The 11,737-nt window shown below is 58.6% G+C and carries 10 protein-coding genes; 3 read left to right on the top strand and 7 right to left on the bottom strand.

Translation table 11 applies throughout. The annotated features are described in order from the left end of the window. The first annotated feature begins 99 nt into the window (after nt 1-99). The 3 genes from AC2FID_RS12935 to mnmH all read left to right on the top strand — a co-directional run bounded on the left by AC2FID_RS12935 (nt 100) and on the right by mnmH (nt 3,578). The gene (locus tag AC2FID_RS12935; RefSeq protein ID WP_282119934.1) at nt 100-1,677 is read left to right on the top strand and encodes a bifunctional metallophosphatase/5'-nucleotidase; all 1,578 of its coding nucleotides are present in this window, start codon (nt 100-102) and stop codon (nt 1,675-1,677) included. A gap of 140 nt (nt 1,678-1,817) precedes the next feature. Further along, nucleotides 1,818-2,483, top strand: coding sequence for an SOS response-associated peptidase (locus AC2FID_RS12930; protein ID WP_496837166.1), 666 nt, complete (start codon nt 1,818-1,820; stop codon nt 2,481-2,483). 42 nt (nt 2,484-2,525) lie between these two features. Beyond that, nucleotides 2,526-3,578 carry a tRNA 2-selenouridine(34) synthase MnmH gene (gene mnmH / locus AC2FID_RS12925; protein ID WP_496837164.1) on the top strand — a complete coding sequence of 351 codons (1,053 nt, stop codon included), beginning with the start codon at nt 2,526-2,528 and terminating at the stop codon, nt 3,576-3,578. On the opposite strand, the gene selD is transcribed toward mnmH, so the two are convergent. Genes selD through AC2FID_RS12890 form a run of 7 tightly spaced genes read right to left on the bottom strand, consistent with a single transcriptional unit; the run spans nt 3,569 to nt 11,661 of the window. Continuing rightward, nucleotides 3,569-5,728, bottom strand: coding sequence for a selenide, water dikinase SelD (selD, locus tag AC2FID_RS12920; protein WP_282169198.1), 2,160 nt, complete (start codon nt 5,726-5,728; stop codon nt 3,569-3,571). The genes mnmH and selD overlap by 10 nt on opposite strands. A 5-nt stretch (nt 5,729-5,733) precedes the next feature. Further along, on the bottom strand, nt 5,734-6,120 hold the full coding sequence (locus AC2FID_RS12915; protein ID WP_282169199.1) for a Na+/H+ antiporter subunit G: 387 nt from the start codon (nt 6,118-6,120) through the stop codon (nt 5,734-5,736). Nucleotides 6,121-6,127: 7 nt separating this feature from the next. Further along, nucleotides 6,128-6,397, bottom strand: a complete 270-nt coding sequence (locus tag AC2FID_RS12910) for a K+/H+ antiporter subunit F (RefSeq protein ID WP_058274196.1) — start codon at nt 6,395-6,397, stop codon at nt 6,128-6,130. Further along, a complete protein-coding gene (locus AC2FID_RS12905) occupies nt 6,394-6,894 on the bottom strand; it encodes a Na+/H+ antiporter subunit E (protein ID WP_432653421.1) in 501 nt (166 codons plus the stop codon). The genes AC2FID_RS12910 and AC2FID_RS12905 overlap by 4 nt, the downstream gene beginning before the upstream one ends. Beyond that, the gene (locus AC2FID_RS12900; RefSeq protein WP_496837160.1) at nt 6,891-8,435 is read right to left on the bottom strand and encodes a monovalent cation/H+ antiporter subunit D; all 1,545 of its coding nucleotides are present in this window, start codon (nt 8,433-8,435) and stop codon (nt 6,891-6,893) included. The genes AC2FID_RS12905 and AC2FID_RS12900 overlap by 4 nt, the downstream gene beginning before the upstream one ends. Continuing rightward, on the bottom strand, nt 8,432-8,791 hold the full coding sequence (locus AC2FID_RS12895) for a Na+/H+ antiporter subunit C (protein WP_108860216.1): 360 nt from the start codon (nt 8,789-8,791) through the stop codon (nt 8,432-8,434). The genes AC2FID_RS12900 and AC2FID_RS12895 overlap by 4 nt, the downstream gene beginning before the upstream one ends. Beyond that, a complete protein-coding gene (locus tag AC2FID_RS12890; RefSeq protein WP_496837158.1) occupies nt 8,791-11,661 on the bottom strand; it encodes a monovalent cation/H+ antiporter subunit A in 2,871 nt (956 codons plus the stop codon). Before AC2FID_RS12890 ends, AC2FID_RS12895 begins: the two co-directional genes overlap by 1 nt. Nucleotides 11,662-11,737 lie beyond the last annotated feature (76 nt).

Below are 11,737 nucleotides of genomic sequence, written 5' to 3'. Positions count from 1 at the left end.
ATGCACCGGGCCACGGGTAGAATCAAGCCGGATTTCCCCCTTTGACTCTCGGCGTTGCGCGTCGCAACATCTCCGCAATTAACAATAGGGAGTTAAACTATGCTCACCCGTCTTTTGACATCTGCCGCCGCGCTTAGCCTGACCGCAGGCATGGCATTTGCCGAGTACAAACTGACGATTCTGCACACCAACGATTTCCACTCGCGTTTTGAGCCGATCAACAAATACGACAGCGGTTGCGGTGATGAAGACAATGCCGAAGGCAAATGCTTTGGCGGTTCCGCCCGCTTGGTCACTGCAGTCGAGGAGGCACGTGGCCGCGCCGAAAACTCGATTCTGGTTGATGGCGGAGACCAGTTTCAGGGATCGCTGTTCTATACCTATTACAAGGGCAAGGTCGCGGCCGAGTTCATGAACAAGCTGGGCTACAACGCGATGACGGTGGGTAACCACGAATTCGACGACGGCCCCGAGGTTCTGCGCGGCTTTATCGACTCGGTCGATTTCCCGGTTCTAATGTCCAATGCGGATATTGCGGACGAAGAGTTGCTGACCAACAAGATCAAGAAATCGACCGTGATCGAAGTTGGCGGCGAAAAGATCGGCCTGATCGGCCTGACACCTATCGACACTGATGAGCTTGCCTCGCCCGGTCCGAATATCTCGTTCTCGGACCCGGTGCCTGCGGTTCAGGCTGAGGTGGATAAGCTGACCGGTGAAGGCGTCAACAAGATCATCGTTCTCAGCCACTCGGGCTACGGTGTGGATCAGCGCGTTGCGCAGGAAACCACCGGAGTTGACGTGATCGTAGGTGGCCATTCGAACACATACCTGTCGAACACCTCGGACAAGGCCGCCGGCCCGTACCCGACCGTGGTAAACGGCGTGCAGATCGTTCAGGCCTATGCCTACGGCAAATTCTTGGGTGAGCTGAATGTGACATTTGACGATGACGGCAACGTCGTCTCGGCTGCTGGCGAGCCGCTGATCATGGACAACTCAGTTACCGAGGATCAGGCCGCTCTGGATCGTATTGCCGAGCTGGCCGTGCCATTGGATGAAATCCGCAACAAAGTGGTTGCAAACTCTGCCGATGCCATCGAAGGCGACCGCGCTATTTGCCGTGTTCAGGAATGCCAGATGGGCAACCTTGTGGCCGACGCAATGTTGGCACGCGTCGCGGATCAGGGCGTTAAGATTGCGATTGCCAACTCGGGCGGTCTGCGGGCTTCGATCGATCCGGGCGACGTGACCATGGGCGAAGTGCTGACCGTGCTGCCGTTCCAGAACACGCTGTCGACCTTTGAGATCAGCGGCCAGGGCGTCATCGATGCGCTGGAAAACGGCGTCAGCCAGGTGGAAGAGGTCAAAGGCCGCTTTCCGCAGGTTGCTGGCCTGACCTTCACCTGGGACCCGGCCGTTGCGCCGAACGAAGGGCGTATCGCTGAGGTCATGGTTGCCGACGGAGACGGGTTTGTTCCCATCGATCCGGCCGCGACTTATCTGGTGGTCACCAACAACTACGTCCGCAATGGCGGTGATGGCTACAAGATGTTCTCGGGTGACGACAAGAACGCCTATGACTTCGGCCCCGATTTGGCAGATGTAACGGCGGAATACCTGGCCGAAAACGCGCCTTACACGCCCTATCTGGATGGGCGGATTAAGCAGAAGTAAATCTGCATCGATAAACAAACCAAAAGGCCGCGTTTGACGCGGCCTTTTCAGTCTTATGGTCAGAAACGGCTTGATGGTGTTCCACTCGGTATCGGCGCGGGCGACATTAACCTACAATTTCTGAAAAAGGGACAAAGCCTATGTGCGGACGGTTTGCCGTAACACTTCCCAACGATGCAATGGCGCAGCTTTTTTCGGCCCGCCCAGCTAACACTTTGCCAGCGGTGCCGAATTTCAACGTCTGCCCGACCAATCAGGTGCATGTGGTGCGCGCGGGCGAAAACGGGCGCACGCTTGATCCGCTACGCTGGGGGTTTTTGCCCCATTGGTACAAGGCGGAAAACGCAGGACCTCTGTTGATCAACGCGCGGGCGGAAACGCTTGCCGAAAAGCCCGCCTTTCGCGCTGCATGCCGCGAACGCCGCTGCCTGATCGCCGCGACGGGGTTCTATGAATGGACCAAGACGGAGCAAGGCGACAGGTTGCCATGGTACATCTTCCGTCAGGACAACGCACCGATTGCCTTTGCCGGTGTTTGGCAGGATTGGGGGCCTGAAGATGCGCGGCAGGGCACCTGCGCCATCGTCACGACGCCGGCCAACCGTCACCTCAGCGCGATCCATCATCGCATGCCTTTGATTCTGGAACCCGATGACTGGCCGCTGTGGCTGGGGGAGGCCGGAAAGGGGGCCGCGCGACTGATGCAGCCGGGGGACGAAGATGTCCTCAGCTATCATCGCGTCAGCCCGACCGTGAATTCGAACCGCGCCAGCGGGCCGGAATTGATTGAACCGATCGAAACTTAGCCCTGCCTTTTCATTCACGGCTTTGCGGGATAGACCTCTGACATGGTTCTGAAATTCGACAGTTTGCCCGATCTATATGCGCATGAATTTGACACGGTGATCGACGTGCGCAGCCCGGCGGAATTTGACGAAGACCACCTTCCCGGCGCCATCAGCCTGCCTGTTCTCGACAACGAAGAACGCGCCCGCGTCGGCACGATCTATGTTCAGGAAAGCCCATTTTTGGCGCGCAAACTGGGGGCCGCGCTGGTGTTTCGGAATGCGGCCAATCACATCGAGAACAGCCTGTCCCATCATGAAGGAGCATGGCGACCTTTGGTGTATTGCTGGCGCGGTGGGCAAAGATCGGGCTCGTTCACATGGATGCTGCAACAGATCGGCTGGCGCGCCGAAGTGGTCGAGGGTGGCTATCGCACCTATCGCCGCTTGGTGAAGCGGTATCTTTATGATGACCCGCTGCCGCATTGCCTGATCGCGCTGGACGGATATACCGGCACGGCGAAGACCGAACTATTAGTGCATCTTGCTGCTCGCGGCGTTCAGGTTCTGGATCTAGAGGGGCTGGCCAACCACCGTGGGTCCTTGCTGGGTGATATGCCCGGTGGACAACCCAGCCAAAAGGCGTTCGAGTCTGCCCTATCGTCTGTGCTGTGCCGTCTGGACATGTCGCGCCCCGTGGTGGTCGAGGCGGAGTCGTCCAAAATCGGGTCTCTGATCCTGCCGCCGACGCTTTGGGCGGCTTTGCGCCAAGCCCCGCGCATCCAGATCACAGCCTCCGTTCAGGCGCGTTCGGACTACTTGGTATCCGCCTATGATGACGTTCTGTCGGACTCTGACCGCCTGCGCGACCGCCTTTCCCCGCTGCGGTTTCACCGCGGGCATGACGTGGTGGACGGTTGGCTGGACATGATTGACGCTGGTGACAAACGCGCACTGACTCAGGCGTTGATCGAGCAGCATTATGATCCTGCATATGCCAAATCTGCCCGAGTGCGCAGTTCAGACGTTATCGCGAATATCCATGCGTCGACGCTGGATCATGCTGGCTTGTCTGCAACAGCAGCGCAGATCGAAGCCATCCTGGATCAGGTTTGAACCCGAAGCCCCGGTGCATCGGTCATGTGCCCAATGATTACGGCAGGATATCCCGCTTCGCGCAAAGCTTCGCAGATTATCTGTCCTTGATCCGCTGGTACCGCGGCCAGTAAGCCTCCGGCAGTCTGAGGATCATACAGCAGGTCAGCTTTGCCGCCCGTCGGTAATTCGGGCGTAATCGCGCGATTGTCTTCGAATAAGGTTGACCGGATGCCCTGCGCGGCCAGTTCCCGCGCGCCATCCATTACCGGAACTGCCGCAAGATCCAGGGCGGCACCACAACCCGAGGCCTCGGTCATGCCCAGCAGGTGCCCCGCCAGACCAAATCCCGTTACATCGGTCATCGCATGTGCATCTGCCAGTACTTCCGAAGCCCGGCCTTGTGGCTGCACCATGTGTGCAACGCCCGCCGCAACCCATTCGCCCTTTGCTGCGCCCGCCATTTCTGCCGCCATCAGAACGCCGCTGCCCAATGGTTTGGTCAGGATCAAAGCATCGCCGGGTTTGGCGCCGGTCAGTGTGATCGGGTCGGCGTCGCACAGACCGGTCAGGGTGAACCCGATCGTCATCTCGTCACCCATCGAGCTGTGGCCGCCGACAATCTCGGCCCCGGCGTCACGGATGACGTCGCTGGCCGTGGTCATAATCTCGGCCATGGTGCGACGCTGAAGGGTTGGCGACATGCGGGGTAGGATGATCGTCGCCGTGGCGGCCTGCGGGCGGGCACCCATGGCCCAGATGTCCCCAAGGGCGTGAACCGCTGCAATGCGCGTCATCAAGGTGGGATCGTCTACGAAGCCGCGCAGATGGTCCGAGGTCATGACCTGCCGCGCGCCTCCGGTCCGCAACAGGGCGGCATCATCGCCAGGCAGTGGTGTCACGTCCGCACGAACAGGGGTGGGCAGATCGGCAAGCGCGGATTGCAACGCGCCGCGCCCGACTTTGGCACCGCAGCCCCCGCACATGGTTTTGTCGCCCAAGGCTTCGATCAAACCAGCCGCGTGATGGCGGGGCAAGGACGGAGGCTTCATCTGCGGCAGGTTGCGAAACTTGTCCATAAAACTCTGGTCGATGTGGTTTTTCCATTTCCACATCAACGGCCCGCTGAACGAGGTCCCCAGCCGCTCCCCCAATGCAGACTTGCCGCCTAGTGATATGAGTTTGAGGTAATCCTTTTGCGGCTCATACCGCCGCATGGCACCTGACCCTAAGGCGGCCCTTAGGTTTTGGTACAATACGGGGGCCTCGCGCACTGCGTAAACTCCGGCTTTGGGGCGAGGGTTTTCGGTCAGATGTGCGCAATCACCCGCCGCAAAAACGGCAGGGTCGCTGGACTGCAATTGAGCGTTGACGCGGATGAAGCCATCCTGAAGATCCAGCCCTGTATTCGCGATCCAGTCATACGGTTTTGCACCGGCTGCGCCGGTCACAAAGCTGGCCGGGATTTGGCGGCCATCCTCTAGCGCGACGTGATCCTGAGCGATGTGCGAAACAGATGCCCGTTCGATCACTTCGATGCCCAGATCAGCCATCGCTTTGCGAATGGTCTGCGCGGACTTGGGGTGGGTCGCCGTCAGGGCATGTGCGCTGTCAATCAAGGTCAGGTGCGCGGTGCGTCCCTTGGTGCGCAAGGCAAAGGCCATAGCCAGGATAAGCTCAGCCCCGGCGACCCCGCCGCCAATCACCGCGACCGTGGCATCACCTGATCCTTCCAGGTACTCTGCCCATCTGGCAGCAAACGGACCCAGCGGTTTGGCGGGAACGGCATGCTGGTCAAAGCCGGGCAGGGCTGGCATGTCCGATGTAATCCCCACATTGACTGAAGCCACGTCAAACGCCACCGGAGGACGGTCTGGCACATGAACCTCGCGCCGGTCTGGGTCGATGCTGGAAACCGCGCCCAGAATGATCCGCGCGCCGGCAAAGCGGGCTAGTTTGACCAGATCTATGTTCAGGTCCTGACGTGCGTAGTGCCCGGCGACAAAGCCCGGCAGCATCCCCGAATATGGCGCCGTGGGGCCGGGGTTGATCACCGTCACCCGTGCGCCGGGCAGGGGGTTCATACCCCACTTGCGCAGCAACAATGCATGAGTGTGACCGCCGCCGATTAGAACCAGATCGCGGGTTAGGGGCAGCGGTGGGTGGTGCATCAAACTCAGGACTTGCTGTGATCAGGGACGTCTTCGACCTGCTCAACAGCGTGCGTGGCCCAAAGTTCGTCCTCGCCCGCATCTGGCAGATCGCTGGGCTTTTCATGACGGTGAATGTGCCATTTGGCAATGAACAGGGCCGTGATCGGCGCCGTCAGGAACAGGAACAGTGTGATCAGAAGCTCGTGCAGCGACAGGTGCTGTTCGATCAGAACCGAGTGGCTGATTGATGCCAGCAACACGCCTCCCACGCCCAGGGTCGTCGCCTTGGTGGGTGCGTGCAGGCGGGACATCGGGTCTTTCAGCTTGATCATGCCGTAGGACCCGACAAAGCCGAAGATGCCTGAGACAACTAGGAAGAAGGCGATCAGAAGTTCTATGATGAAACTCATTCCACCCTCACTCGATGATATTGCCACGCAGCATGAAGCGCGCGTAGGCAACCGTTGAGACAAAGCCCAGCATGGCAATGATCATGGCAGATTCGAAGAACACTTCTGTTCCCAGAGTCAGACCATATAGGATCAACAGAGCGATCGTGTTGATGACCATCGTATCCAGCGCCAGAACGCGGGTGCCGACGCCGTCTGCGGTGATGATCCGCCAAAGGCACATCATAATGGCCGCGCCGAAGCAGGCGAATGCAAAGGCGATTGCAATGTCGATCATTCGAAAATCTCCTTCAGGCGACGCTCATAGCGGCTTTTGATCTGGTCGCGCACGGCATCAGGATCGGGGGCATCTAGACAATGCACCAGCAGGTTATGCCCCTGTGCGGACAGATCGCTGCTGACGGTTCCGGGGGTCATGGTGATCGTACCCGCCAGCACTGTGATAGCTTCAGGTGTGCGCAATTCCAGCGGGATCGAGATCCAGGCCGGCTGACGATCTGCGTCGCGTTTAAACAGGATAATCCGGGCAACGGTGATGTTCGCGATCACGATGTCCCAAAGCACAACCAGGATGTATTCAACGACCATGGGCCAGTTGCGCAGCTTTGGGCGATCAGGCCAATAAGGCTGTGTGATGAAGGGAATGATGATGCCCAGGATCAGGCCAAAGACCAGCGAATTCAGGGTCATGTTGTTGGCCAGCAGGACCCACACGATGGTCAGCAGGAACGTCAGATGCGGGTGCGGGAATATCCGGTGCAGAAGTCTGATCATGTGTCGCCTCCCAATACGGCTGCGATGTAATCTTCGGGTGTGAACAATTGCTCGGCCGTCTTATTGGTATACTCCAGCGCAGGTCCCGCAAACAGGGTCAGCAGCACAAGGCCGATCGCCATTGCGCATACGGCGGTGAAAGCCAGCCCGGGGTTGGGCTCGGGCGCAGGCGCGGGCGGGGTTTCTTCTTCGTTTTCTGGGTCCGTTTCCGTGTTGTGCTGGGCATCATGGCTTTTCCAGAAGATCAACGAGCCCGCTCGGGCAAGGCCAACAATGGTGACGAAGGAACCGATCAAGATTACGGCCCAGATGGCGTTTGCATCCGGTGCGTCCCGTGCGGCGTCCAGCACCAGCAACTTGCCGACAAAACCCGATAGCGGCGGCATGCCCGCCAGTGCAATGGCACCCACAAAGAACAGAGCCGATATCAGACCCGTTTGCGGCATTGGTGCAGTTGGGGCAATCGCGCCGCCCCGGCGTTCCATCACCAGATCGGCAACCAGGAACATAAGCGCAGTGGCCAAGGTGGAATGATACACGTAATACAGTGCCGCCGCTGTGGCCGTTTCCGTGAACAGCGAGATCGCAATCAACAACGTTCCCATCGAGGTGATGGCACAGAACGCCACCATACGCGCAATATGCTGTGTGCCCAGAATGCCGATGGCACCAACGGCCAGCGTCACCAAAGCGGCGGGTTGTAACCAAGCGCCAACAAGGCCCTGCGTTGCCTCAACCTTTGGCCCGAAGCCCAGCGTGTACATCCGCAGGATCGAGTAGGCGCCGACCTTGGTCATGATCGCAAACAGGGCGGCCACTGGCATGGGTGCACTGGCGTAGCTCGCCGGTAGCCAGAAGTGCAGCGGCAAGACAGCGGCTTTGATGCAAAACACCAGCAGCAGCAAAACCGCACCAACCCGCAGCAGGGCGGTGTCATCCGCTGGCAATTCGGCCACCCGCACGGCCAAGTCGGCCATGTTCAACGTTCCGGTGACAGCATAAAGCGTGCCCAAAGCAAACAGGAACAGGGTCGACCCAAGCAGGTTATAGGCCACATATTGCACCCCAGCCTTCAGCCGTACTGCACCGCCCCCATGCGTCATCAAGCCATAGGACGCGATCAGCAGAACTTCGAAGAACACGAATAGGTTAAAGGCATCGCCGGTCAGAAATGCGCCGCAGACTCCCATCAGTTGAAAGTGGAACAGGGCGTGAAAATGTTTACCCCGATCGTCCCAGCCTGAGGCGATCGCATAAAGCACGATCGGCAAAGCCAACAGAGCCGTCAGTAGCACCATCATGGCCGATAGTCGGTCCAGCACCAGAACGATGCCAAAGGGCGCAGGCCAGTTGCCCAGTTCGTAGACCTGAATATCGCCGCCTGCAGCCTGCGCGGTGATAGTCAGGGCTATACCAATTAGGGCTACCACCCCAGCGACCGAAAAGATGCGCTGCAGGTCCAGGTGAAAGCGTAGGACCATGATGATGAACGGGGCCAGGATCGCGGGCAGGACGATTGGCGCAACGATCCAATGGTTCATGCGTCTTCTCCCGGCGCGTCAACGCTGTCATGGGCGTTCATGTCGATATGGTCATCCTTCGAGGACAGGTAGGCACTGAGTGCGATCATCACGATCACAGCGGTCATTCCGAACGAGATCACGATGGCCGTCAGCACCAAAGCCTGCGGCAGCGGATCGGTATAGGGCACCTCTTTGTATTTGTTCAAAACGGCAGGCGCGTCCAAAGCCAATCGGCCCGTTGCGAACAGGAACACGTTCACGGCGTAAGTCAGCAGAGACAGACCCAGAATGACAGGGAAGGTCCGGCGGCGCAGGATCAGGAATATCCCGGCAGCAGTCATGACGCCAACGGCAGAGGCTACGAGCGCTTCCATCAGACCTGCTCCTTGTTTTCTTCTTCTTGCGGCGGATTATCCCGCAATGGGTTGATATCCATCGGGAATTCCTGTGCCATGCCCGGTTGCCACGCGAACCTGGACAGGCTGTCCAGCGCCAGCATCACCGCCCCCAGAACAGCCAGGAAAACGCCGGTGTCAAACAGGATGGCGGTGGCCCATTCGAACTCTTCCAGCGGTGGCCAGTGAATATAGCCAAAATCGCTGGTCAGGAACGGACGATCGTTAAACCACGCACCCAGACCCGTGGCCGCGGCAATCAGCACGCCCCAGCCGATGGAGCCATGGTAGTAGAACCTCTGGCGTTCGATGGCCCAAGTATAGCCGCTTGCCATGTATTGCATCAGGAAGGCGATTGCGACAACAAGGCCCGCGATAAAGCCTCCGCCCGGCTGATTGTGGCCGCGGAAAAAGATATAAGCCCCGACCATCAGCGCGATGGGCATCATCATTCGGGTCACGACCACCATCATCAACGGGTGTGAGTCCCCCGATTGCGGCCAATGCGGTTTCCGGTTCAGCAGATAGCTGCGCACATTGGTGCCCAGAACGGCCTCGGTCAGGGCAAAGATGATCAGCGCGGCAATACCCAGAACGATGATTTCGCCAAAGGTATCAAAGCCCCTGAAGTCCACGAGGATGACGTTGACCACATTGGTGCCGCCACCACCTTTGTACGAATTCGCCAGATGGAATTCCGAAATCGTCGGAAAGGCAAAATCCCGCAGCAGCAGCGCATAGATCAGCGCGCCCGAACCAATGCCCGCCACGACTGAAATAGCCGCGTCGCGCCAGCGGCGCGCGGCGCTGCTGTCCCAGGGCGTATCCGTGGGCAGGAAGTTCAGCGACAGCAGCAGCAGGATCATCGTGACCACTTCGACCGAGATCTGCGTCAGCGCCAAATCCGGGGCGGACAGATAGTTGAAGGCCATCGAAACGATCAGGCCGACAACACCAATCAGCACCAGCGACAACAGGCGATTGCGGTGGAACCACATAATCGCCAGCGTTGCACCGACAAGGCAGATCCATCCGATAAGCGGTATGATCTGAATGGGCAGCGCCCCCCGCGTTTCGGGGCCAATTGTGCCGGTTGTATAGGCATAATAACCCAGCGCGAGGGTGAAGCCGATCATAATGACCGCGTAACGGCTGAGGACGCCGTTGTGCAAAGTATCGGTGATCAAACGACTGAGTCTTGTCAGCACTCCGATCACAGTATCAAAGATCACCTTGGCCTCGGGACGCGGCAGGGCATTCCAGATTTTCTCTTCATGCCGATGCAAGCTCAGCAGGAACAGACCGCCCAGTGTCGCGACCACGGACATATAGAGGGCAGGCGTAAAGCCGTGCCACAATTTCAGCGAATAATACGGCAGCTTCTCACCGCCAATGACCGCGCTGGACACAACAGCGACCAATGGGCCCACGATGGCGGCAGAGTTCAGCCCGATCAGTACCACCAGCACGACAAGGAAGGCAGGCGCCAACCATAGACCGACGGGTGGATCATGCGGATGGGCCGGGTAATCATGCCGCTCCGGGCCCAGGAACACGTGGCTGACAAACCGGAAGGAATAGGCCGCTGAAAACAGCGCCGCCAACAATGCCAGACCCGGCACAAGATAATGAGAGTGCAGCCATGTGGTGTGAACGGTCTCTTCCAGCATCATTTCCTTGGACAGGAACCCGTTCAGGGGCGGTATGCCCGCCATCGACAGCGCAGCGATTGTGCCAATCGTAAAGGTGATCGGCATCAGGTGGCGTAACCCACCCAGCCGCTTGATATCCCGCGTACCAGTTTCGTGATCCACGATCCCTGCGGTCATGAACAGCGCAGCCTTGAACGTGGCGTGGTTGATGATGTGAAATATCGCGGCTACGGCGGCGATCTTTGTGCCAAAGCCCAGCAACATGGTGACCAACCCCAGATGCGACACGGTCGAAAACGCCAGAAGGGCCTTGAGGTCATCCTTGAACAGAGCGATCACCGCGCCCATCAGCATGGTGAAAAGTCCAGTTGTGGCAACAATGTAGAACCAAGCGTCGGTGCCGGCCAAAACGGGCCACATCCGGGCCATCAGGAACAACCCGGCCTTCACCATGGTGGCCGAGTGCAGGTAGGCAGAGACCGGTGTCGGGGCCGCCATGGCGTGGGGCAGCCAGAAATGGAATGGGAATTGCGCCGACTTGGTAAAGCAACCTAGCAGGATCAGGATCAACGCGGGCAGGTAATAGGGTGACGCCTGGATCAGCTCTTTGTTCTGCAAAATTACGCTTAGGTCATAAGACCCGACGATATTGCCCAGGATCAGCATCCCGGCGATCATTGCCAACCCGCCAGAGCCGGTCACTGCAAGCGCCATCCGCGCACCTTGACGTCCTTCGGGCAGGTGTTTCCAATATCCGATCAACAGGAAGGAACTAAGCGATGTGAGTTCCCAAAAGATAAGCAAAAGCAGTATGTTGTCGGACAGAACAATCCCGACCATCGCGCCCTGAAACAGCAGAAGATAGGTGTAGAACTGCCCCATCGGGTCCTCGCGCGACAGGTAGAACCGTGCGTACAGGATGATCAGCAACCCGATCCCAAGGATCAGCAGAGCAAACAGGAAACCCAACCCATCCAGCATGAAATTCGCGTTCAACCCAAGGGCAGGTATCCACTCGAACCGCGCAGTTACAACGTCGCCTCGCATCACAGACGGGATGTGGATCAACAGACCCATCAGCGCCAGAAATGTGGTCAACCCAGCAGCAGAAGCAGCTGCATTTCGTCCTGCCCTGATCAGAAGAGCTGGAAAAACAGCGCCGAGAAAAGGAAGGGCCGCGATGAGGAATAGGGACAAGTGCGATACTCCGTTCTGGGCGGTCAAGTAGTACTGATTTTGTAAGGATAATTTTCTTACTGTCCAGCTAATACAA

The organism is Ruegeria sp. CDSC068, assembly GCF_059610545.1.
Note: the sequence above shows the minus strand (reverse complement) of the source record. Positions and strands in the feature narration are given on the sequence as shown.